19 protein-coding genes and 1 pseudogene are annotated in these 23325 nt (G+C 69.8%); 9 read left to right on the top strand and 11 right to left on the bottom strand.

Features of this window, described 5'->3' with window-relative positions:
- Nucleotides 1-384: 384 nt before the first annotated feature.
- The 6 genes and pseudogenes from ACFVUT_RS23730 to pdhA form a co-directional block, all read right to left on the bottom strand.
- Nucleotides 385-981, bottom strand: a complete 597-nt coding sequence (locus ACFVUT_RS23730) for a hypothetical protein (RefSeq protein WP_389650462.1) — start codon at nucleotides 979-981, stop codon at nucleotides 385-387.
- A 172-nt stretch (nucleotides 982-1153) separates the two neighbouring features.
- Nucleotides 1154-1570, bottom strand: a pseudogene (locus ACFVUT_RS23725) (DUF5753 domain-containing protein); the annotation flags it as partial.
- A 15-nt stretch (nucleotides 1571-1585) separates the two neighbouring features.
- Nucleotides 1586-2341 carry a DUF6879 family protein gene (locus ACFVUT_RS23720; protein ID WP_389650465.1) on the bottom strand — a complete coding sequence of 252 codons (756 nt, stop codon included), beginning with the start codon at nucleotides 2339-2341 and terminating at the stop codon, nucleotides 1586-1588.
- Nucleotides 2342-2655: 314 nt separating this feature from the next.
- Entirely contained in the window at nucleotides 2656-4065 is a 1410-nt protein-coding gene (locus tag ACFVUT_RS23715) for a dihydrolipoamide acetyltransferase family protein (RefSeq protein ID WP_389650468.1), read from the bottom strand.
- A 10-nt stretch (nucleotides 4066-4075) separates the two neighbouring features.
- Nucleotides 4076-5056: an alpha-ketoacid dehydrogenase subunit beta gene (locus ACFVUT_RS23710; protein ID WP_389650472.1), complete on the bottom strand. Its 981-nt coding sequence runs from the start codon at nucleotides 5054-5056 to the stop codon at nucleotides 4076-4078.
- 2 nt (nucleotides 5057-5058) lie between these two features.
- Nucleotides 5059-6231: a pyruvate dehydrogenase (acetyl-transferring) E1 component subunit alpha gene (pdhA, locus tag ACFVUT_RS23705; RefSeq protein WP_389650475.1), complete on the bottom strand. Its 1173-nt coding sequence runs from the start codon at nucleotides 6229-6231 to the stop codon at nucleotides 5059-5061.
- Nucleotides 6232-6571: 340 nt separating this feature from the next.
- Here pdhA and ACFVUT_RS23700 point away from each other — a divergent pair, with 340 nt between their 5' ends.
- The 3 genes from ACFVUT_RS23700 (at nucleotide 6572) to ACFVUT_RS23690 (ending at nucleotide 9080) form a co-directional block, all read left to right on the top strand.
- Nucleotides 6572-7231, top strand: coding sequence for a response regulator (locus tag ACFVUT_RS23700; protein ID WP_389651018.1), 660 nt, complete (start codon nucleotides 6572-6574; stop codon nucleotides 7229-7231).
- Between the two features lie 271 nt (nucleotides 7232-7502).
- Nucleotides 7503-7931, top strand: a complete 429-nt coding sequence (locus tag ACFVUT_RS23695; protein ID WP_389650478.1) for a pyridoxamine 5'-phosphate oxidase family protein — start codon at nucleotides 7503-7505, stop codon at nucleotides 7929-7931.
- Between the two features lie 156 nt (nucleotides 7932-8087).
- Complete coding sequence (locus ACFVUT_RS23690; protein WP_389651021.1) at nucleotides 8088-9080, top strand: phosphotransferase; 993 nt, start codon at nucleotides 8088-8090, stop codon at nucleotides 9078-9080.
- A gap of 37 nt (nucleotides 9081-9117) precedes the next feature.
- Here ACFVUT_RS23690 and ACFVUT_RS23685 read toward each other — a convergent pair whose 3' ends face one another.
- Nucleotides 9118-10746 carry a protein kinase gene (locus tag ACFVUT_RS23685; RefSeq protein ID WP_389650481.1) on the bottom strand — a complete coding sequence of 543 codons (1629 nt, stop codon included), beginning with the start codon at nucleotides 10744-10746 and terminating at the stop codon, nucleotides 9118-9120.
- Nucleotides 10747-11039: 293 nt separating this feature from the next.
- Between ACFVUT_RS23685 and ACFVUT_RS23680 the strand changes: the two genes are divergently transcribed.
- Nucleotides 11040-12689 (top strand): protein kinase, encoded by a 1650-nt coding sequence (locus ACFVUT_RS23680; protein ID WP_389650484.1) that lies wholly within the window; start codon nucleotides 11040-11042, stop codon nucleotides 12687-12689.
- Nucleotides 12690-12943: 254 nt separating this feature from the next.
- Here the strand turns inward: ACFVUT_RS23680 and ACFVUT_RS23675 are convergent, their stop codons facing one another.
- Complete coding sequence (locus ACFVUT_RS23675) at nucleotides 12944-13330, bottom strand: hypothetical protein (protein ID WP_389650487.1); 387 nt, start codon at nucleotides 13328-13330, stop codon at nucleotides 12944-12946.
- Nucleotides 13331-13514: 184 nt separating this feature from the next.
- On the opposite strand from ACFVUT_RS23675, the gene ACFVUT_RS23670 reads away from it, so the two are divergent.
- From ACFVUT_RS23670 to ACFVUT_RS23650, 5 genes are all read left to right on the top strand, one after another.
- On the top strand, nucleotides 13515-13688 hold the full coding sequence (locus ACFVUT_RS23670) for a hypothetical protein (protein ID WP_389650490.1): 174 nt from the start codon (nucleotides 13515-13517) through the stop codon (nucleotides 13686-13688).
- Between the two features lie 121 nt (nucleotides 13689-13809).
- Entirely contained in the window at nucleotides 13810-14436 is a 627-nt protein-coding gene (locus tag ACFVUT_RS23665) for a PadR family transcriptional regulator (protein WP_389650493.1), read from the top strand.
- 306 nt (nucleotides 14437-14742) lie between these two features.
- Complete coding sequence (locus ACFVUT_RS23660) at nucleotides 14743-15522, top strand: ABC transporter ATP-binding protein (protein WP_389650496.1); 780 nt, start codon at nucleotides 14743-14745, stop codon at nucleotides 15520-15522.
- Nucleotides 15519-18356, top strand: coding sequence for an FtsX-like permease family protein (locus ACFVUT_RS23655; protein ID WP_389650499.1), 2838 nt, complete (start codon nucleotides 15519-15521; stop codon nucleotides 18354-18356). Before ACFVUT_RS23660 ends, ACFVUT_RS23655 begins: the two co-directional genes overlap by 4 nt.
- A gap of 119 nt (nucleotides 18357-18475) precedes the next feature.
- Nucleotides 18476-19024: a bacterial proteasome activator family protein gene (locus ACFVUT_RS23650; RefSeq protein WP_389650502.1), complete on the top strand. Its 549-nt coding sequence runs from the start codon at nucleotides 18476-18478 to the stop codon at nucleotides 19022-19024.
- 331 nt (nucleotides 19025-19355) lie between these two features.
- On the opposite strand, the gene ACFVUT_RS23645 is transcribed toward ACFVUT_RS23650, so the two are convergent.
- The 3 genes from ACFVUT_RS23645 to ACFVUT_RS23635 all read right to left on the bottom strand — a co-directional run bounded on the left by ACFVUT_RS23645 (nucleotide 19356) and on the right by ACFVUT_RS23635 (nucleotide 23243).
- Nucleotides 19356-20342, bottom strand: a complete 987-nt coding sequence (locus ACFVUT_RS23645) for an NAD(P)H-quinone oxidoreductase (protein ID WP_389650505.1) — start codon at nucleotides 20340-20342, stop codon at nucleotides 19356-19358.
- 202 nt (nucleotides 20343-20544) lie between these two features.
- Nucleotides 20545-21681 carry a potassium channel family protein gene (locus tag ACFVUT_RS23640; RefSeq protein ID WP_389650508.1) on the bottom strand — a complete coding sequence of 379 codons (1137 nt, stop codon included), beginning with the start codon at nucleotides 21679-21681 and terminating at the stop codon, nucleotides 20545-20547.
- Nucleotides 21639-23243 carry a molybdopterin molybdotransferase MoeA gene (locus tag ACFVUT_RS23635; protein WP_389650511.1) on the bottom strand — a complete coding sequence of 535 codons (1605 nt, stop codon included), beginning with the start codon at nucleotides 23241-23243 and terminating at the stop codon, nucleotides 21639-21641. The genes ACFVUT_RS23640 and ACFVUT_RS23635 overlap by 43 nt, the downstream gene beginning before the upstream one ends.
- Between the last annotated feature and the right edge of the window lie 82 nt (nucleotides 23244-23325).

The raw sequence follows: 23325 nt of genomic DNA, 5'->3' as shown, positions 1-23325 counted from the left end.
TCCCGACCCCGTGGCTCACTATGGCATGAGGAACTGAGCATCCCGAAACGGGATTTGTGGAGAGCCCGGTGCCCGGAGACGGGCACGCCGGGTTCGGGAGGCGGCTCGGGGAAACCCGCTGGTGGAGACATCGGCAGGGCGCCCCGAGTCGACCTCACCGACAGCACGGTGCCTCTTGAGGCGGTTGATCCCGCACTCGACCGCGTGACGCTCGTGACAGTCGGCCGGGTCGAATGTCGGCCGAACGACGCCGCCGTCCGCTGCCGTTCGTGGTCACCCCCGGACAAGCCGCCGACAGTCCGCAGACTTTCGCCGTGCCGGCCGGGGTGCGAGTGCGCGGGCCGGTGAGACGTCCGCGGACCCGGGGTGCCGGCGTCTCCCCGCTCAGCGAAGACCGCGCTTCTCGCGCTCGGCTTCGATCAGCTCCTCCATGAGTTCCTCCGGGCCCACCGTGTACTCGGTGTCATCGAGGGCGTCGTAGTCCTGAGTGCTGAGCGGTAGGCCGAGCTTGGCGAGTTCGGCGGCCAGTTGTATGAACGCGATTCGCTCGTCGGGGTCGTCCTGGTAACTTGCCCGCTCGGCGGCGACCCCCTCGGTCAGGGTGAGGCCGACCATGTCCCAGAAGGTGAACTCGGTGTCCAGCTCCATGAGGTGCCAGGCACGGTCCACGGGTTCGTCGGGGTGCAGCCAATAGCCGATCCACCCCTTTCCGCCCTTCGCCACGAGCTTGACGTACGTGGCCATCTCCGCGGCTGCGGCGTTGACGGCCTGCATCTCTGGGTCCGCGATTTCCTCTTCGCTCAGATAGCTGGTGTCCAGGAGCGGGTGGACCTCCCCCGACTCGAAGAAGTCGAGGTCGAGAAGACGGGCGAAGTCGGTGCGGCCCTCCCACTGCGCCACCAGCAGCACGCGCAGATCCTCGGGTATCGGACGGCCGTCCAGCCGCTCGCGGGAAAACTCGGCGAGCCGTTCGTCGTACATACGCCCTCTCCAGAGGTCGAAGCGAGATCCTCGCGTCAACGTAACAACGGTGTCTGACAAGAGGTCGGGTATGCCGACGACTGCCGACCACCGCCGTGATCCGGACTCGGAACAGGTCCTGGGTGTGTTGTCCCGGCACGTTGGTGACACACGTACCGGGACAACACACCCAGGGCGAGAAGGTCCGCCCTACCGCGCTGATGAGGTTCTGCGCGTCGGCGCCGTACACGGCGGACTCCCGAAGCGTGTCCCAGACGCGCAGGTAGGAGGTCACGTTGTCGGCATCGTCCAACCACAGCTCCGCATGCCAGTCCTCGGCGATCACGAGCCGATCGTCCAGAATCCAGAAGCCACTGGCAGCAGGGATCTTGAGCGGGGCACCGAGCGGAACAACCCCCAGCTCCACGGTGTCCATGCCTATGACACCCAGAAGTCGATCGAGTTGTCCCGCCAGGACGGATGGAGGGCAGATCTGGGCGTGGAGGGCCGCCTCCCATACCAAGGCGCGCAGCTTCCGGTCAGCTTCGTACAGCCACTCCTGGCGCTGCATCCGAGCACGGACTGCGGCGTCCGTGTCACGGACCGTTCCGCTCGTCAGCGCGTGTCAGGCAACGTCGGCACCGAGCCGTACGGCGAACTCGGTATGGGGCGACGCCCCGTACGTCGCGGCATCGCGGACCTGGCAGTACCGCAGGACTTCGGCAGGCTCCGTGATGACCTCCACCTCATGGAAGACGTCCGCGTCGTCGAAGCGCAGCACGGCCACCAATCGACTGTCGAAGATCCAGAAATCTTCAGCGGGCAGCCGGAGCCGCTCCGCGTCTTCGCGCCACAGATTCCGCACGTCCTCGCCCGTGGCCGCGTTGCACGTCGAGTAGCCGAGCAGGAACCGCTGCCCTTCGGTCGGTGGACTGTCAACGACGCGCACGCGCCCCACATACTTTCCGTCGGCTGTCTGGCGACGGACGTTCGTGCACCACTCGCTGTCGAGGTCACACGGCACCGTGCCGGTCGCCAGGAACTCCGCATACGCGGGATCCTCCCGGTCCGACGCGTAGCCCCGCCGGGTCTCCAGATGCCAGGCCGAGTGCTCGAAGGTCTCGAAGAGACGGCCGAATTCTTCCAGGCCGATCAGCGCAGGCACGGGGACGACCTCCTTGGGGCCGTGATGGACGAGAAGTTCACGCGGCACCACGACCGCGGCGTCGCCAGGCCCGAGGTGCTGGAGTTGAACGACGTCCTCGGGGTCGGTGAGCGGCTTTCCCTGGACGACGATCTCACCGGAGTCGAGATCTTCGTGCACAGCGGGACAGCCACCGTTCTTGCTGTCGGTGCCGTTGAAGCGGAGTCGTCGTGCCACGGCCGCCTCCTGATGGTGTGTGGCCCTGTTGCCACCAGCATCACCGACTCTGCCGCACCCGCACCACAACCATGCCGCCTTGCGCAGGACCACACGAGAACATTGAGCTGGAACAGCGGAACATTCGAGAACATCGCATCACGACCCGTAACTCCCGCTCTCTACCGCCCTGTTCATGCTCACACCGCGCCGCACGAACGGCATCGCACCAATGTCCCCGGAATACGCCGTCGCCCTCCGGCAGAGGCCGGACATGCCGATGAGCCCGCGCGAGCTCCGCGCGGGCCCATCTCGTACACGTACCGCCGAAACACCTACGCCCAGGTGATCAGCCGCTTCGGCTGCTCCAGGATCGCGGCGACATCCGCCAGGACCTTGGAGCCGAGCTCGCCGTCGACCAGGCGGTGGTCGAACGACAGGGCCAGCGTCGTGACCTGACGGGGCTTCACCTTGCCCTTGTGGACCCACGGCTGGAGCTTGATGGCCCCGACCGCGAGGATCGCGGACTCGCCCGGGTTGAGGATCGGCGTACCCGTGTCGACGCCGAAGACACCGACGTTGGTGATCGTCACCGTGCCGCCCGCCATGGCCGCCGGTGACGTCCTGCCCTCACGTGCCGTGGAGACCAGCTCGCCCAGCGCCGCGGCGAGCTCAGGCAGGGTCTTGTCGTGCGCGTCCTTGATGTTCGGCACGATCAGGCCGCGCGGGGTGGCTGCGGCGATGCCCAGGTTGACGTAGTGCTTGCGCACGATCTCCTGGTTCGCCTCGTCCCAGGCGGAGTTGACGTCCGGGTTGCGCCTGATCGCGACGAGGAGCGCCTTCGCGATGATCAGGAGAGGGTTGACCCGGGCCCCCGCCATCTCCTTGTCTTCCTTGAGCTCCGCCACCAGCTTCATCGTGCGCGTCACGTCGACGGTCACGAACTCCGTGACATGCGGCGCCGTGAAGGCGCTGTCGACCATCGCCTGAGCGATGGCCTTCCGTACGCCCTTGACCGGGATGCGGGTCTCGCGCACGCCGGCAGCGGCGGAAGCCGGCGCCTCGGCGGCGGGGACCGGGGCGGCCTCCACCGCGACGGACGCCGGGATCTGGGCCGGTACGGGCGTGGCCGCCGCGTGCACGTCCGCGCGGGTGATGATCCCGCCGTCGCCGGTCGGGACGACCGACGCCAGGTCGATACCCAGGTCCTTGGCCAGCTTGCGCACCGGCGGCTTGGCGAGCGGCCGGCTCTCCCGGACGACCACGGGGCCGTGGCCGTTCATCTCCACCTGGATCGCCGTCACCGCGACGGAAGCCGCCGCCTCCGCACCCTTGCGGGCGCGCCGCTTCGTGGAGGTCTCGGCAACGCCGTACCCCACCAGGACGGGCTGACGGCCCTTGGGAGCCTCGGGCTCCGGTTCCGCGGCCGGCTCGGGAGCCGGGGCCGGGGCCGGGGCCGCGTCGGCGCCGCCCGGTGCCACGTCGACCGCGATGATCACCTGGCCGACGTCGACGGTCGTGCCCTCGGGGAAGCGCAGTTCGTGCACCACCCCGTCGAACGGGACCGGCAGCTCGACGGCCGCCTTCGCCGTCTCGACCTCGCACACCACCTGGCCGTCGGTGACGGTGTCACCGGGCTGTACGTACCACTTGAGGATCTCGGCCTCGGTCAGCCCCTCGCCCACGTCGGGCATCTTGAACTCACGGAAGCGAGCAGCGTTGGAAGTGTCGGTCATCGTTGTCACGCCCCAGTCCTCAGTACGCCAGCGAGCGGTCGACGGCGTCGAGCACACGGTCCAGACCCGGCAGGTACTCGTCCTCCAGCCGCGCCGGCGGGTACGGGGCGTGGTAGCCGCCGACCCTCAGCACCGGTGCCTCCAGATGGTAGAAGCAGCGCTCGGTGATCCGGGCGGCGATCTCGGCCCCGGAGCCGTAGAACACCGGTGCCTCGTGGACGACGACGAGCCGGCCGGTCTTCTCGACCGAGGTCTGGATGGTGTCGAAGTCGATCGGGGACATCGAGCGCAGGTCCAGGACCTCGATCGACTTGCCCTCCTCCTGGGCGGCCCCGGCCGCCTCCAGGCAGACCTTCACCATCGGGCCGTACGCGACGAGCGTGAGGTCGGAGCCCGTACGCGCCACCGCGGCCCGGTGCAGCGGGCCGGGAATGGAGTCGGTCTCGACCTCGCCCTTGTCCCAGTAGCGGCGCTTCGGCTCGAAGAAGATGACCGGGTCGTCGCTCTGGACGGCCTGCTGCATCATCCAGTAGGCATCGCTCGCGTTCGAGGGCGACACCACCTTCAGGCCGGCGACGTGCGCGAACAGGGCCTCGGGGGACTCGCTGTGGTGCTCGACGGCGCCGATGCCGCCGCCGTACGGGATCCGCACGACGACCGGCATCTTGATCTTGCCGAGCGCCCGGGCGTGCATCTTCGCGAGCTGCGTGACGATCTGGTCGTACGCCGGGAAGACGAAGCCGTCGAACTGGATCTCCACGATCGGCCGGTAGCCGCGCAGGGCCAGGCCGATCGCCGTACCGACGATGCCGGACTCGGCGAGCGGGGTGTCGATGACCCGGTCCTCGCCGAAGTCCTTCTGGAGCCCGTCGGTGATCCGGAAGACCCCGCCCAGCTTGCCGACGTCCTCACCCATGATGAGGACCTTGGGGTCGGTGTCGAGGGCCTTGCGCAGGGACTCGTTGAGCGCCTTCGCGAGGGACATCTTTTCCATGGCCATGGCTAGTTGCCCTCCTCGGCGAACGATGCCTGGTAGGCGGCGAACTGGGCGCGCTCCTCGTCGACGAGCGGGCTCCCGTCGGCGTAGACGTGGTCGAAGATCGCCATCCGGTCCGGATCGGGCATCGCCCGTACCGCTTCACGCACCCGCTTGCCGAGGGCCTCGCTCTCCTCCTCCAGCGCGGTGAAGAACGCCTCGTCGGCGGCGTCCTGCTTCTCCAGGTACGTGCGCAGCCGCAGGATCGGGTCCTTGGCCTCCCACGCGACCCGCTCCTCGTCCGCCCGGTACTTCGTCGGGTCGTCGGAGGTGGTGTGCGCGCCCATGCGGTACGTGAACGCCTCGACGAGCGTGGGCCCTTCCCCCCGGCGGGCCCGCTCCAGTGCCGACCTGGTGACGGCCAGGCAGGCGAGTACGTCGTTGCCGTCGACCCGGATGCCGGGGAAGCCGAAGCCCTGCGCGCGCTGGTAGAGCGGGACGCGGGTCTGCTTCTCGGTCGGCTCGGAGATCGCCCACTGGTTGTTCTGGCAGAAGAAGACGACCGGGGCGTTGTAGACCGCGGAGAAGGTGAAGGACTCGGCGACGTCTCCCTGGCTGGAGGCGCCGTCGCCGAAGTACGCGATCACGGCCGAGTCCGCGCCGTCCTTGGCGACGCCCATGGCGTAGCCGGTGGCGTGCAGGGTCTGCGAGCCGATGACGATCGTGTACAGGTGGAAGTTGTTGCTGTTCGGATCCCAGCCGCCGTGGTTCACACCGCGGAACATTCCGAGCAGATTGGTCGGGTCGACACCCCGGCACCAGGCGACGCCGTGTTCGCGGTAGGTCGGGAAGACGTAGTCGTCGTCGCGCAGGGCCCGTCCGGAGCCGATCTGGGCGGCCTCCTGGCCGAGCAGCGAGGCCCACAGGCCCAGCTCGCCCTGACGCTGGAGTGCGGTGGCCTCGGCGTCGAAGCGGCGGGTCAGGACCATGTCCCGGTACAGACCGCGCAGCTCTTCGGCGGTCAGATCGATCTGGAAGTCCGGATGCTCCACCCGCTCGCCCTCGGGCGTCAGCAGCTGTACGAGCTCGGGCTCGGAACTCTGCGGCGTCCTGGCGGACGTCTTAGCGGGCGTCTTCACGGCGCTGGTCCGCTTGCTGCTGCGTCGCGGTTTGCGCGCGGCAGTGCTCTCCACGGTCACGTGCGTGCTCCTCCGTCGGTCCGGCCCCCGGGGTCTGCCGGGAAGCCAGTGCGGCTCGCCTGTGTCCGTACCCGTGCACGGGGTGGGTGCCGCTCGGTCCGGGAACAGGCGTGACAGGTGCCCCGGCGAGCGCCCTGCCGAAAGCACGTTACCCAGTAGGCCGCATAACTGCGAAACCCTATCTGACCTGCGATTTTGCTTGGATTTCCAAGTAAATCGAAAAAGTCGGGAACTCTCGCTGGTCACAGCACTGGGAACAGCCTTGCAGGCCGCCGGAACAACGGCACGTTATCCCGCCGTTCGGCGGCAGGGAAGGGGCGAGTGTGTGAGACTGCGTTTTGTGCGCGAACAAGGAAAAATCACCGTTTTTCTGCTGGACGATCATGAAGTCGTCCGGCGCGGAGTCCATGAATTGCTCTCCGTCGAGGACGACATCGAGGTCGTCGGCGAGGCGGGCACGGCGGCGGACGCACTGGCACGCATTCCCGCGACACGGCCCGATGTGGCGGTGCTCGACGTGCGGCTGCCGGACGGGAGCGGGGTGGAGGTCTGCCGGGAGATCCGTTCCGCGGACGAGAACATCAAATGCCTGATGCTGACCTCGTACGCCGATGACGAGGCGCTCTTCGACGCGATCATGGCAGGCGCGTCGGGATATGTACTGAAGGCGATCCGCGGCAACGAACTGCTGAACGCGGTACGGGACGTGGCAGCCGGGAAGTCGCTGCTGGACCCGGTGGCGACCGCCCGCGTGCTGGAGCGGCTGCGCGACGGGAAGAAGGCCCGCGGTGACGAGAAGCTCGCCGGCCTCACCGACCAGGAACGCAAGATCCTCGATCTGATCGGCGAGGGACTGACGAACCGGGTGATCGGCGAACGTCTGCACCTCGCCGAGAAGACGATCAAGAATTATGTCTCCAGCCTGCTCTCCAAGCTGGGCATGGAACGACGCGCGCAGGCAGCCGCGTACGTGGCCAGGCTCCAGGCGGAGAAGGACTGACCGCCGCGGAAAGGGTCGACCGGGGCAGCCGGGACGGGGGCAGCCACGACAGACCGACCGGGACAGGTCAGCCACGACAGACCGGCCGGACAGGCCGACCGGAACAGGTCAGCCGGAACAGGTCAGCCGGGACAGGTCAGCCGGGACAGGTCGACCGCAGCAGAAGGATCCCGGCGCCCGCGGTCCTCGGTGGTCTTCGGGACTTTGGTCCCGGACCGCCCGGGGCCGCAGCCTCTGTCCGCGGCCGTCCCGGTGCGGTTCAGTGAAGGACATGCCCCTTGAGGAACTCCATGCGATCGAACTGATCGGCCGCGTACCGTACGGCCGGTTGGCGACGAGCATGCGGGCCCTGCCGATACTGGCGGTGGCCCGCCACATCGTGGTCGACGGCCGCGTCGTCCTGCGGATGCACGAGGGCCTCGGCTACCACGAGGCCTGCGACGGCACGGTCGTCGCGTACGGGGCGGACAACTTCAACAGCGCGCCCGCGGGGGACGACGGCGCGCTGTGGTCGGTGCAGTTCACCGGCCCCGCCGAGATCGTCCGCCCGACGCCCGAACAGCAGGAGCGCTTCGGTCCCGCCCCCGCACAGGTGAACGGGGAGCCGTTCACCCCGGCCTACCTCGGCGTCGACCCGCACTTCGTCTCCCTGCACACTCTGGGCTTTCACGCAAGTGAACCGATCCGCCACACAGCGTGATCTAACATCTGGTGAGTGCCGCGCTCATCTGTAACCCTTCCGTCTGCTCCGTCGGCCGGCGAGCTGCTCCGCTCACCCCTGCCCCGTACGTCCGCGCCCCGTAAGCCCGTACCTCGTCCCCCCGTGCCCCGTCCGCCCGTGCCTCCGGTGGACGAGGTGCTGCGCCGCTATCCGGACGCCGGTGAGCCCCTCACCTGCAAACCCGTCACCCAGGGCCTGCTCAACCACGGCTATCGCGTCTCCACCACCCGCGGATCCTTCTTCCTCAAGCACCACCTCGACGATTCCACCGGTGACCGCGCCACGATCGTCCGCCAGCACCGAGCCACCCAGCGGCTGCAGTCACTCGGAGTGCCCGTCGCCCCACCCGTGAAGGACACCGAGGGCGACACGGTCACGGAGATCGGCGGCCGGTGCTACGCCCTCCACCCCTGGGTCGACGGACTGCACAGGGTCGGCGCCCAGCTCACCACCGCCCAGTCGCGGCGGCTCGGAGCGCTGCTCGGGGCCGTGCACACCGGGCTCGAACAGGTCATGGAGGCGGCCACGGGGCCCACGGGTCCGACGGTCGGCTGCCGCAGCCCCGACCCGGCCGACACCTTCGCGCTCATCGACGACCTGCTGGCAGCCGCGCGCGGACGCCACCCCCGGGACTCCTTCGACGAGCTGGCGGAGCACCGCCTCCTGGAACGGCGCACCCTGCTGGAACAGCACGCCGACCGCAGGCCGCCCACCCCCGACATCCCGGCCACCAGCTGGGTGCACGGCGACTTCCACCCGCTGAACGTCCTCTACCGGGGCACGGACCCGGTCGCGATCCTCGACTGGGACCGGCTGGGGATCCAGCCGCGCGCGGAGGAGGCGGTCCGGGCAGCGGCGATCTTCTTCGTACAGCCGGCCGGAAAGCTGGAGCTGGAGAAGGTGCGGGCGTACGCCGGGGCATACCGGCGGGCGGCCGGGGCGGGGGCGGCGGAACTGGCCGCCGCGGTGCACCGGGTGTGGTGGGAGCGGCTCAACGACTTCTGGATACTGCGCTGGCGGTACTGCCTGCACGACCGAAGGGCCGACCCGCAGTTCCCTGCGGTGTCGGCCCTGGCGGTCTGGTGGACGCGCGAGTACGAGGCGGTGCGCGAGGCGTTCACGGGGTGAGCCCACCCCGTGAACGACGCGCGGACGTGCTGCCGGTCTACGGGGTGGTGCTGCCCGCGGTGGTGCCGGCCACGGTGGTACCCGCAGCGGTTCCGGACGTGCCCGTGCCGCCCTCGGCCGTGCCACCGCCGTTGTCGGACGTACCCGTGCCGCCGTCGGCCGTGCCACCGCCACCGTTGTCGGACGTGCCCGTCCCACCGTCGGCCGTGCCACCGCCGCCGCTGTCGGACGTGCCGGTGCCGCCGTCGTTGCTGCCGCCCGTGGCGGGTGTGGAGGGCTCCGTCGGCGGGGACTCGTACGACTCGCTCGGGGTGGCCGACGGGGAGTACGACTGCTGCGGCGGCGAGTTCTGCTGGCTGCCGGAGGAGTTCCCCGGCGACTGGGTCTCCTGGCTCTGCTCGTCGCTCGGCGAGGACGAACTCTTCGACGGTTCCGGCGAGCTGGAGGTCGAGGCAGGCGGTGTCTTGTGCTGATTGCTGTTGTCGTTGGCCGCGTTGACGGCGATGGCGACACCCGCCCCGATCGCGATCAGTGCGAGCACGATGAACAGCCACAGCTTGCCGCGGCCGCCACCGCCGTGGTGTCCGCCCTCGTAGCCGCCGTCGTCGGGGTTCATCGGCGGCAGGATCGGACCCTGCGAGGTGTCCCCGTGCTGCGGGTGGCCCATCGCCATCGTGCCCCCGGCGACGCCCATGGCCGGAGTGTGCGCGCCCTCGTGCATCGCGACCGGGCCGGTGTTCCACGTACCCGTGTGGCCGCCCTGCATCTGAAGCATCTGCAAGCCGTACTGGACGAGGCCGCGCATCTCCTCGGCGCTCTGGAACCGGTCGTCCGGGTCCTTCGCGAGCGAGCGCATGACCAGCCCGTCCAGCTCCGGCGGCACCGCGCCGAGCACCTCGGACGGCGGGACCGGGATGTCCTGCACATGCTGATACACCACGGAGAGCGGCGTCTCCCCCGTGAACGGGGGCTGCAGTGCCAGGAGTTCGTACAGCAGGCAGCCGGTGGCGTAGAGGTCGGAGCGGTGGTCGACGGCCTTGCCGAGCGCCTGCTCGGGGGAGAGGTACTGCGGCGTGCCCATGACCATGCCGGTCTGCGTCATCGTCGACTGCGCGCCGTGCAACGCACGGGCGATGCCGAAGTCCATCACCTTCACCGCGCCCGAGTGCGTGATGATCACGTTGGCGGGCTTGATGTCACGGTGCACGATGCCGTGCTGGTGCGAGTACGCGAGGGCTTCCAGCACCCCCGAGACGATGATCAGTGCCTGTTCGGGCGGCGGCGCCTCGGCATTGAGCAGAAGGTCGCGGATGGTGCGGCCCTCGACGAGCTCCATCACGATGTACGGGACGGTCTGGCCGCCCACGACATCCTCGCCGGAGTCGTACACGGCGACGATCGCGTGGTGGTTGAGGCCCGCGACCGACTGGGCCTCGCGCGTGAACCGCGCCTTGGAGACCGGGTCCTCGGCAAGGTCGGAACGCAGGAGCTTCACCGCGACCGTACGTCCCAGCCGGACGTCCTCGGCGGCGAAGACCTCCGCCATGCCGCCCCGGCCGAGCCGGTGGGTCATCCGGTAACGGCCGTCACCGACGACACCGCCGATGCCCCAGGAGTCGGTGCCATCCGAGAATCCGCCGCCGTTTGCTTCGGAATCGGGTGCCATCAGTCCTCGCCGTCGTATCTGTACGCGCGTCCGCGGGTTCTCACGGTGTCTAGCTGCATTGCCACGTCACGCTACAGCCTCCGCCCGGCACACCGTCTTCGAGAGGGACCGGTCATCCAATCGGCCGGCGCGCCGTCCGCGCAAATTCCATGCGGTTCCTGTAACGCTTCCGAGACGCTTCTTGTGTGTAGGGTCACGGAACGGGCACCTGGCTTGACGTGTCGTACCCCTCGGGCAGACTTGGCCCGTCAAAGGGATCACGCGTCAGTCGCGCGCCGAGGGGGAAGCAAGTCATGAGCCAGGACGGCGCACACGGCGCTCAGGGTCGCTATGCGGGCGGTTCGATCGCCGGCGGCCGGTACCAGCTGCGCGACCTGCTCGGCGAAGGCGGGATGGCGTCCGTATATCTGGCCTACGACTCCGCGCTGGACCGCCAGGTCGCGATCAAGACGCTGCACACGGAGCTGGGTCGCGAGCAGTCCTTCCGCGAACGGTTCCGGCGCGAGGCACAGGCCGTCGCCAAACTGCAGCACACCAACATCGTCTCGGTCTTCGACACCGGCGAGGACGAGCTCGGTGGCGCGCTGATGCCGTACATCGTCATGGAGTACGTCGAGGGGCAGCCGCTCGGCTCCGTGCTCCAGGCGGACATCCAGAGCTACGGCGCGATGCCGGCCGACAAGGCACTCAAGGTGACGGCCGACGTGCTGGCCGCGCTGGACACCAGCCACGAGATGGGCCTGGTCCACCGCGACATCAAGCCCGGCAACGTGATGGTGACCAAGCGCGGTGTCGTGAAGGTCATGGACTTCGGCATCGCCCGCGCCATGCAGTCGGGCGTCACCTCCATGACGCAGACCGGCATGGTCGTCGGCACCCCGCAGTACCTCTCCCCCGAGCAGGCCCTGGGCCGCGGGGTGGACGCGCGCTCCGACCTGTACTCGGTCGGCATCATGCTCTTCCAGCTGCTGACCGGGCGCATCCCGTTCGACGCGGACTCGCCGCTCGCCATCGCGTACGCGCACGTCCAGGAGGAGCCGATCGCGCCCTCCACCATCAACCGGTCGATCACACCGGCGATGGACGCGCTCGTCGCCCGCGCGCTGAAGAAGAACCCGAACGAGCGCTTCCCCAGCGCCGCGGCGATGCAGGACGAGATCGCACGCGTGCTGCACGCGAGCGGGCAGACGGGCGCCCCGGCGATCGTGTCGGGCGGCGTCCCGTCGAACAGCGGCTCGGGCGTCGGCTCGGCGGTCTTCCCGCCGGTCGACCAGTCCACCCCGGCACCACAGAGCGTCCAGACGCCCTACCAGCCGGGCCCGTACCAGTCCGGCGCACAGCCGGGGCCGTACGGTACGCCGACCCCGGCGCCCGCACCGTCGTACGGCTATCCGCAGCAGGCGCCGACGTACCAGAGCCCGGCCGCGATGTCTCCGATGTCTCCGATGCAGCAGACCCCACCGCCGTACACGATCGCGCCGCAGTCGCACACCGGCTCCGGCGGAGACGGCTCCAAGCGGAACATGCCGGTGATCGTGGGATCGATCGTGGTCGCACTGATCGCCATCGGCGGGCTGATCACGGTCCTCTCACTGAAGGACGACTCGGGTTCGGGCGACAACAACACCGCGAACGAATCGCCGTCCGCGAGCGAACACAAGGATCCGGAGCGGAACCGGACGATGAAGACCGAGGCATGCACGGACGCCTTGGAGGACAACGACGACCCGAACAAGGTCGACGCGCCGAGCTTCATGTACAAGGACATCCTCTCCGCGAAGGCTTGCGCGGACGCGGCGGGCTGGACCATCAAGCAGATCAAGGTCCCGGGGAACGCCTACGCGGAGGACCAGATCATCGACCAGTTCCCCACGCCGGGGACGGCCGTGGCCAAGACCGGCGCCCACTTCGAGCTGCGCATAGCGACCGGCGACCCGGCCTGAGGTGACGGCGGGGCGGACCACGGGCGCACGGAAGACCGGTGGGTGCACGGAGTGACGGCTCGGTGAGACCCGTGCGCGTGCGGGCGGGTTCGTACGCGTGCGGGCGGGTTCGTACGCGTGCGGGCGGGTTCGTACGCGTGCGGGCGGGTTCGTACGCGTGCGGGCGGGTTCGTACGCGTGCGGGCAGCGCCTCCGAACATCCCGTATATCCGAAATGCTGGACATATCGTCACATGTGACGCTGACCTCATGGCTCAAGGACTTCTTCCCGCACGGTCCACGAGGTGCGTGGCCTGTCTCATATTGACGGCGGGCGCGGCGCTGGGAGGCACCACCGGCACAGCGCACGCGGACCGGCGGACCCCCGGCGGGACACCGGGCACGGTCAGTGCCCCGGCGACTCCGCCCACGACCGCGTCGGCCGGACCTTCCGACCCGCCTTCCACCCCCGGTGCCGAACCGTCGGACACGGGGTCGGCCACTCCTTCGGCCGAATCGTCGGCCACGCCGACAGATGCTCCCTCGGGCGGCAGCTCGGCCACTCCCCCGGACGACAGCTCGGCCGCCCCCGCACCCCCGGCGCCCCGTCCGCCGTCCTCCACGGCCTCCGGTTCCCCCTCGGCCTCGCCCTCCTCCAGCACCCCCTCCACTCCCTCCCCCGCGGACGACGAGGCACCTCCCGAAGCGCAGCCTCCGCTCGCCGGGCACGAGGCCGGGGAAGGGCGGCCTCGGCCGGGGCGCGAACTGCCGCCGCAGGAGCTCACACCCGATGACAGCGCGTTCGACGAGCCCGACGCGTGGCCCGCGGCAACCGATCCGGGACCGGTGATCGCCGTGACACCGGAGGCGAGCACGTCCCCCGAGCCCGGCCGACTCGCCCCCCAGGCCCTCGACGGACCGACCCGGGAGCGGGTGCAGCGGGTCTCGCTGGGCGCCGGAATCGCACTGATAGGACTGGGTCTGGGCTTCCTGGCGCTCCGCCTGCGCCGTCCGAACTGACCCAGACCCCGCCACCACCCCGCCACCACCCCGTCCACCGGCCCACACCGCGCACACACCCGCATCCACACCTGGGACAAGGGGCTTGCGTCCGGCAACATACTCGGTATACATACTCAGTATGTCGATCCGTCATGGGCTGCTGGCCCTGCTGGAGCGGGGGCCCAGATACGGCTCCCAACTCCGTACCGAATTCGAGTCGCGCACCGGCTCCACCTGGCCGCTCAACGTCGGCCAGGTCTACACGACGCTGAGCCGGCTGGAGCGCGACGGCCTGGTCGTGCAGGACGGCGAGGACGATCAGGGACACGCCCTCTACGCCATCACCGACGACGGCCGCACCGAACTGCGGAGCTGGTACGAAACGCCGGTCGACCGCAGCAGCCCGCCCCGCGACGAGCTGGCCATCAAGCTCGCCATGGCGGTCGGCGCGCCCGGCGTCGACATCCGGGCCGTCATCCAGTCCCAGCGCCACCACACCGTGAAGGCGATGCAGGACTACACCCGCCTCAAGGCGCAGGCCCTCGCCGACGTCCCGGCCAACCGAGACGAGGTCGCCTGGCTGCTCGTGGTGGAGCAGCTGATCTTCCAGGCGGAGGCCGAAGCCCGCTGGCTGGACCACTGCGAGTCCCGGCTGGTCCGCCTCGCCGAGGCCGCCTCCAGGGAGCCGGAGCCGGAGGTTCGTACGGCCGGCCGCGCCCCGGCCCGCACCCCGGCCCGCGCCTCCCGCCCACGCAGCGGGCGCTGACCAGGGACCGCCCGTCCGCAGACCGCTCATCAGCAGGCACCGGCGCCGATGGCCCACCACCGACTGCCGACCGCTTCGGCCACACCTGCCACCGACCACCTCGGCCGCATCTACCGCCGACCGCCTAGGCCGCATCTACCGCCGACCGCTTAGGCCGCACCGGCCTCGGCGTCAACGACCGCCGCAGCATCAACAGCCGCCCCATTCACCGCGACCGCCACAGTCTCAACGACCACCGCGGCATCAACGACCGCCCCGTCGAGTCGTCGGTCTCACACGATCCGTTCCAAGGGGGAACCTCCCGTCATGTCCTCGCGCGCACCCTCCCGTTCCGCGTCCTCGTCAGGTCCGCCGCTGCCGGTCGACGCTCCGGTGCTCGAACTCCGGGCACTCATCCGGACCCACGGCGTCGGCGTCGCCGAGGTACATGCCCTGCGCGGTATCAACCTCTCCGTGCACGCCGGTGAACTCGTCGCCGTGATGGGCCCCTCCGGCTCCGGCAAGTCCACGCTGCTGACCCTCGCCGGCGGCCTCGACACCCCGTCCGGCGGCCAGGTCGTCATCGAGGGCCAGGACATCGCCGGCCTCGGCCGCAAGGGCGTCGCCGCTCTGCGCCGTCGCAGCGTCGGCTACGTGTTCCAGGACTACAACCTGATACCGGCGCTCACCGCCGCCGAGAACATCGCCCTGCCGCGCGAGCTCGACGGGGTCTCCGTACGCAAGGCCCGCAAGGAGGCGCGGGCGGCGCTGGAGGAACTGGGCCTCCTGGAAACCGCCGACCGGTTCCCGGACGAGATGTCCGGCGGCCAGCAACAACGCGTCGCGATCGCCCGCGCGCTGGTGGGGGACCGGCGCCTGGTGCTCGCCGACGAACCGACCGGAGCACTCGACTCCGAGACCGGCGAGGCCGTGCTCGCGCTCCTGCGCAACCGATGTGACCAGGGTGCGGCCGCCGTGATGGTGACGCATGAGCCGCGGTACGCCGCCTGGGCGGACCGGGTCGTGTTCCTCCGGGACGGTTCGATCGTCGACCAGACGCTCTCCGCGGGCGCCGACTCGCTGCTGGCTGCCGAGGGAGCCAGGTGAGCGTCTTCACGGGCTGGCGCGCCTCCCTCCGCATGGCCAGGCGCGACGCGATGCGCGCCAAGGGCCGCAGCGCTCTGGTCGTCGCGATGATCGCCGTGCCGGTGCTCGGCGTCACGGCACTCGATGTGACGTACCACAGCGTGACGCCGACCACCGCCGAGCGACTGACCAGCGTGATGGGCTCCGCCGACGCGCTGTTCAGCGATGAGACGATGGGCCCGATCAATCAACTCCCCGACGGGGACGCGTACAGAGGCGTCGACGACGTACCGCCCGCGGAAGGCGGCAGCCCGGTCGACGTCAGCACGACGTTCCCCCGAGGTTCGCGGGCGATCAGCATCCAGTCCGTCCCGGTGAGCGTCACCACCCGGTACGGCGTCACGAACACCGATGTCGTCGAGATCCGGACGTCGGACGGACTGGCCCGCGGCAAGATCGACCTCGTCCGCGGCGCCCACCCGCACGGCAAGGGCGAAATGGCCGCCACCGAGCCGTTCCTGAAGGCGACCGGGCTGCACGTCGGGTCGACCACCACCGTGCGCAACTCCGGGCGGACCTACACGATCACCGGTGTGGTCGAGCTGCCCGACGCGCTGAAGACCACCTCGCTCTACGCCGACCCGGGTGCGGTCATCGCACCGTGGCAAGCCCTGGCCGACCACGACGAGAAGGTGCTTCCACCGAACGCCGGATCCACGACATGGCTGGTCAAAGGCCCCGAAGGGGTCGGCATCACATGGCCGCACATCCTGGAGGCCAACAAGGCGGGCATCCTCGTGAAGTCCCGGCAGGTCGTTCTCGACCCGCCGCCGGACTCCGAGGTCCCGCGGTCCGACATGATCCGGGGCTGGACCGGCAGCGGATCCGACGAGGTCAGCATCGCCCTCGTCACGGTGGTCGCCATGGCGGTCCTGGAGATCGTGCTGCTCGCCGGACCGGCCTTCGCGGTCGGTGCCCGACGCTCCCGTCGCCAGCTCGGCCTTCTCGGCACCTGCGGCGGGGACCGGCGCCATGTCAGAGCCGTGGTGCTCGGCGGCGGTCTGGTGCTCGGCGGCATCGGAGCGGTGGCGGGGGTGGTGGCCGGCCTCGGGCTCACCGCGGCTTTCCGGCCCGTGATCGAGAACTGGGCCGGCAACCGGTTCGGCTCGCTCTCGACGCCACCGCTGGAGTTGCTGCTCATTGCCGTGATCGGCCTGGTCACGGGCGTGCTGGCAGCGTTCGCCCCGGCAGTCGTGGCCAGTCGGCAGTCCGTACTGGAGTCGCTCACCGGTCGACGCGGCGTCCGCCGTTCCTCACGGGTGCTGCCCGTCCTCGGGGCGTGTGTGCTGGCGCTCGGCGCCGCGATCGCCCTGTACGGCGGCACCAGTGGAGAGGCGGCGCTGGTCGTCGGCGGCTCGATCGTCGCCGAACTCGGACTGCTCGCCTGTATCCCGGTGATCGTCGGCTTCCTCGGGCGGCTCGGCAGAAGGCTGCCTCTCTCGCCCCGGATGGCACTGCGGGACGCCGCCCGCAACCGCGGTCGCACCGCTCCCGCCGTCGCCGCGGTGATGGCGGCCGTCGCGGGATCGGTGGCCATCGCCACGTACATGTCCAGCCAGGCGGCCGAGCAGGAGTTCAGCCGGGTTCCCTGGCTCACCCAGGGAACCATCGTCATCAACGCCTACGGCGAGAAAGCGGCGAATCGCCTCCCGCTGGCCCGGACAGCGGTGGAGCGGGACATGGCCGTCACCAGCGGGCACGCGGACATCCGGCGCGTCTGGGCAGGCAGCGACTGCAACACCTACGAAGAGGGGCACTGCGGATCACTGGAACTGGTCAGACCGGCGGGCAAGGACCGCAGCTGCCCGCTCACCGGCAAGGGCGCCAAGGAACTCGCCGCGCGGCTCTCCGCCGACGAGCACCGGAATCTGATGCGTTCCCCCGCCTGCCTCACCAAGCTGATGGCGTCGGGCGTCTTCGACGCCGGCGAGAGCAACATCCTCGTCGCGGACGCGGCCCTGCTGGACACGTATGTGAAGCTCCATGACCCCGCAGCCGCCAAGGCACTGGCCGCGGGCACACCGGTACTGCTCAACCCGGTGTACGCGAAGAACGGCGAGATCACCCTCAAGACCGTCCACCAGTACAGCGAGGAGGACAAGGAGTACGGAAAGCCGCACCCGGGCAAGGCGCGGCCCGTCTTCGACAAGCTGAAGGTGTACGTGGCCCCGGCGAAGTACGCCGCCACCCCCGGAATCCGCCTGATCCTTCCGGAGAGCACCGCGGAGCGGCTCGGCCTGCACACCAGAGCGTCCGGAAGCGTCTACACGGTCGCCCATACGCCGACGGCCGCCGAGGAGCAGCGGGTCTCCGGCGCCCTTGAGCAGGCCGGCGGCGGCATGTACGTGCAGTTCGACTACGGCTCCGGCGAAGAGACGGACGTCATACTGCTGATCCTGACCCTGTTCGCCGGCACAGTGACCCTGGGCGCCGCCGCGATCACCACGGGCCTCGCCAAGGCGGACGCGGAAGCCGATCTCAACACACTCAGCGCGGTGGGTGCGTCTCCGGGCGTGCGGCGGAAGCTGTCGGGCTTCCAGTGCGTGGTGGTGGCGCTCATGGGGGTGGGGCTCGGCACCTTGGCAGGCCTCGTGCCCGCAGTGGCGTTGCGCCTCATCGACCTGCGGGAGGCACTGAAGTCGATGCGGATCGATCCCACGCACTCGGCGTACACGCCGATCGTGCTGCCCTGGACGACCATCGGTCTGCTCGTCGTGTGCGTTCCGCTGCTGGCCGGGCTGCTCGCGACGGCGCTCGCACGGTCACGCCCGGGGGCTGTGCGGCGGACCGGATGATGACGCGGGCGGTGCGGTCACTCGACTGACCGGCTGATTCGGTGCCCCCGAGAACGGTGGATCAACCGTTACCGGGGGCACCACCGTGTTGTGCGGCAGGTGTGCGAGACAATGACGCCATGGAGATGCCGAGGAATGAACGGTCGCAGGAGCACCCCCAAGTCCTCGTAGTGGGGCAGGACGGCATGGCGATCGGCGGCGGTGGAACTGACGACGAGTCGCGTGAGGTCCCGGTGACGGAGATGGTCGAACAGCCCGCGAAGGTCATGCGCATCGGCAGCATGATCAAGCAACTCCTGGAGGAGGTCAGGGCAGCTCCTCTCGACGAGGCGAGCCGGGTCCGGCTCAAGGAGATCCACGCCAGCTCCGTGAAGGAGCTGGAGGACGGCCTCGCGCCGGAGCTGGTGGAGGAGCTGGAGCGGCTCTCCTTGCCGTTCACCGACGAGTCGGTGCCCTCCGAAGCGGAACTCCGGATTGCGCAGGCCCAGTTGGTGGGCTGGTTGGAGGGCCTCTTCCACGGCATCCAGACGGCGCTGTTCGCCCAGCAGATGGCGGCGCGGGCCCAGCTGGAGCAGATGCGGCGCGCCCTTCCGCCGGGGAGCGGGCACGAGGACGAGGACGGCGGCGGGGATCCGCACGGGGCCATCCGGTCGGGCCCGTACCTCTAGTCGGGCTCATACCTCCAGTCGGGCCCGTACCTCTGGCCCGTACCCCTCCGGGAAACATCAAGGCCCGGCGTGCAGAGTCAACGACCTGCGTGCCGGGCACCGTTGTACGTGCTGGGCGTCAGGGGTGGAGGCCGGCCCGCAGGCTTCGGCCTGCGGGCCGACGTCCGTGATCGTCGGCCTGCCGGCACTGGCCTGCGGGGCACTGACCTGCCCGCACTGGCCTGCGGGCGCCGACGGACGGACATCGACGGACGGACGCCGTCGGACGGACGCCGTCGGACAGGCACCGGCTGAGGGCAGGCGTCGGCGGGTGCGGACCCTGTGCCGACTGTCAGCGCGCGGGGGTCTGCAGGAGCACCTTTCCGATGTGTCCGCTGGACTCCAGCACCCGATGGGCCTCGGCGGCTTCCGGCATCGGCAGGGTGCGGTCCACGATGGGCCGTACGACTCCGTCGGCGATCAGCGGCCAGACGTGCTCGCGTACGGCAGCGACGATGGCGGCCTTCTCGGTCAGCGGACGGCCACGCAGCGAAGTAGCGGTGACGGCGGCCCGCTTGTTCAGCAGGTCACCCAGGTTCAGCTCGCCCTTGGCGCCGCCCTGGAGGCCGATGACCGCCAGACGGCCGTTGACGGCGAGTGCCTTCACGTTCCGGTCCAGGTACTTCGCACCCATGATGTCGAGGATGACATCCGCACCGGCCCCACCCGTCGCCCTGTGCAGTTCCTCGACGAAGTCCTGCTCACGGTAGTCGATCAGGATGTCGGCCCCGAGCTCCGCGCAGCGCTCCAGCTTCTCCGGTCCGCCCGCGGTCACCGCGACCCGTGCGCCTACGGCCTTCGCGAGCTGAATCGCCATCGTGCCGATGCCGCTGGACCCGCCATGCACCAGCAGCGTCTCGCCGGGGCGCAGGTGGGCCACCATGAATACGTTCGACCAGACGGTGGCCGTCACTTCGGGCAGCGCCGCGGCCAGAACCGGCTCGACTCCGTCCGGCACAGGCAGCAGCTGCCCCGAAGGGACGGCGACCTTCTCCGCGTAACCGCCACCCGCGAGAAGCGCACAGACCTCGTCGCCGACCGACCAGCCGGTGACACCGGGCCCGATCGCAGTGATGCGGCCCGCGCACTCCAGGCCCGGGTACGAAGACGCGCCGGGCGGCGGGTTGTAGAACCCCTGCCTCTGCAACACGTCCGCGCGATTGACCGCGCTGGACACGACATCGACGAGAACCTCGCCCTCGCCGGCCACCGGATCTGGCACCTCGGCCCATACAAGCGCCTCGGGGCCACCGGGTTCGGGAATCGTGATCGCATACATGGCGGCGAGGCTACTCCGTACAACCTTCCGGACGACGCCGTGGCGCCGCCGGGCTTCGCCGGCCGTGGCGAAGGGGAGGCCCGTCGGCGAAAACTGGCCGGAGGGGGCACCGGCGAAGGCGGGCCGACCGGAACCACCGGCGGCTCGCGACGCCGGGCTTGCGTCACCCCCGATCGCGACACCCCGCGTGCGCGTCACCCGTCTATGGGCGCGGCGTACCCGTAGCGGGATGGCTCAATGGCGGCTCATTCGTGGCACGCACGATGGTGATCAAACGGTCCGTCAGCTGAAGGGGACTGGCAGCCGGATCGTCGTACCCGATCAGCCGATGTCCACGCAAGACGCTGACCACGAGATCGTCGGTCTCCCGAACGCTCTTGCCCACCTCGGCCTTTATCACCGGCCGCTCAACGAGATCGAGCCCGCTGCCCTGCTGGATCAGGTCCTCCATCACCGTGCCGGCACTGGGGCTGAGGACGGAGAGGCCGAGCAGCCGACCTGCCGCGCTGGCACTGGTGATCACCGCGTCAGCACCGGACTGCCGGAGCAGAGGAGCGTTCTCCTCCTCGCGCACCGCGGCAACGATCTTCGCGCCACGGTTGAGCTGTCGCGCCGTCAACGCCACCAGCACCGCCGTGTCGTCGCGCTGGGTGGCAATGATGATCTGGCGCGCCTTCTGGAGCTCGGCCCGCAACAGGACCTCGCTGCGCGTCGCATCACCGACCACGCCTACGAAACCCTCGGCATTGGCGATCTCGATCACCTTGGTCGCCGGATCGACGATGACGATCTGTTCCTTCTTCAGGCCGGTGGCCCGCAGGGTCTGGATGGCCGAGCGGCCCTTTGTGCCGAAGCCGACGACAACGGTGTGGTCACGCAAGTTGCTTCTCCAACGCTTCAGCCGAAAGTCCTCCCGAGTCCGTTCCGTCAGGACCTCAAGAGTGGTGCCGACCAGGATGATCAGGAAGAGCACCCGCAGCGGTGTCACGAACACCACATTGGTGAGCCGGGCGCCGTCTCCGTATGGGGTGATGTCGCCATAGCCTGTGGTGGAGAGGGTGACCGTCGCGTAATACACCGAGTCCAGCAGGTCGACTTTGCCGTCGGCGGCGTCGTGATAGCCACTGCGGTCGAGCCAGACGATCAGCACAGTGACGGCAAGCACCAGCAATGCCAACATCAACCGCTTGGCAACCTGTCGCGCCGGTCCTGCGGCGACCCTGCGCGGGAGCAGCACCCGTGTCGGCGCGACATGCTCGTCGGCGCGCCTGGCCATCGCATCGTGGCCGGGAAGTTTCACGTGAAACACCCTTCCGTCCACGGCGTCGCCGAGGCCCACGGTAGATCGAGGATCTCCACCTCGGTGCCGGACCGTACCCCGTCCGGTGGCACGACGGCCAGCGCGTCCGCCGCCGCAATCCCCCGCAGCATCGCCGGACCGTTGTAGTGCAGCGGTACGACGTGCTCGGCCCCGCTTCCGGCTCCCGCGTCACTGCCGGTTCCCGCGTCACTGAAGGCTCCCGCGTCACTGAAGGCTCCGGGATCGCCAAGGCTGTCGCCGACGGTGCCGCCCGCGCTGCCCACGCCGGGCGCACCGCCTGCGCTGCCCGCACCGCCCGCACCGCCTGCGCTGCCTGCGCTGCCTGCGCTGCCTGCTCGATGGACGACGGGCACCAGCCGGGTGTCATGCGGGTGCCCGTGCACCTCGTCACGTACGGCGACCCGGTACGGGGCCTCCGGCGCGTGGCCGGCCAGACCGCGGAGCAGGGGCTCGGCAAGCGTGAGGAGACCGGAGACAGCAGCCAGAGGGTTGCCGGGCAGCCCTACGAGATAGGGGCCCCCATCCGATCCCTCCCGGCTGAGCCTGGCCAGCACCATCGGGTGCCCGGGGCGGACCGCGACGCCGTCGACCAGCAACTCCGCCCCCAGCTCCGCGAGCACCGGGTGCACATGGTCGACAGGTCCCGACGCTGTACCGCCGGTGGTGATGACCAGGTCGGCGTCGGAAGTGGTGAGGGCACGACGGAGAGCGGCCGGGTCGTCGCCGAGGCGCTGCGGGGCGGAGACCTCGGCACCCAGCGCGCGCAGCCAGGGGCCGATCATCGGGCCGAGCGCGTCACGGATCAGTCCGTCATACGGCAGACCGCTGGTCAGCAGTTCGTCACCAAGGACAAGGACATCGACACGGGGGCGGGGGACGGTGACGAGTTCGTCGTACCCAGCAGCGGCGGCCAGACCGAGGACCGCAGGCGTCACCAGGGCTCCGGCGGGCAGGAGCCGATCCCCGGAGCGGCACTCCTGGCCGCGGGGCCTGATGTCCTGTCCCGGAAGTACATTCCGCTTCGCGTGAAGCAGCCCCTTGGCCTCGTCCACGTGAGCGTGTTCACTGCGGATCACGGCATTGGCGTCCGCCGGGATGCGGGCACCGGTGGCGATCCTTACGGCGTCGCCGTCCGGAAGCACGGCGGGGGTGCCGTGTCCGGCGAGGATGCCCAGACCCTGCCCGGAACGCTGCTGCGCGCCCGGATCGGAACCCTTCTCGTCATCGGCTCCTCGGACCTCGCGGATGGTCCACGGGCCGGGTCCGGTGACGACCCAGCCGTCCATGGCGGAGGTGTCGAAGGACGGCAGATCAGTGAGCGCGACCAGCGGCTCGGCGAGCACGTGCCCGAGCGCCTGATCGAGGGGAAGTCGCAGGGCACGGGCAGGAGTGTCACGGCCTGATCGCGCCGCACGGGCGCGCGCCTCCCGCCAAGGCGTCGCGCGCCCGTGCCGGTCACTTCCGTGAGCCCGGTCGGCGCTCTGGCCCGGTGTCGGGGGCATGGGCCGAGATGTGGAGGCGAGTCCTTCGCCGGGGTGAGGACGGTCGGTGGGTTCCCGCTCCGAGGAGCAAGAGCCCATGACGGGAAACTGGCCTTCGGCAGGGGACGGACTCGCGGCGTAAGGCCGGTCCGCGGCACGGCACTGGCCCGCAGCACAGGAC

This window comes from Streptomyces sp. NPDC058051 (assembly GCF_042885475.1).
Taxonomy (GTDB): domain Bacteria; phylum Actinomycetota; class Actinomycetes; order Streptomycetales; family Streptomycetaceae; genus Streptomyces.
This window is presented reverse-complemented; position numbering and strand designations above follow the sequence as displayed.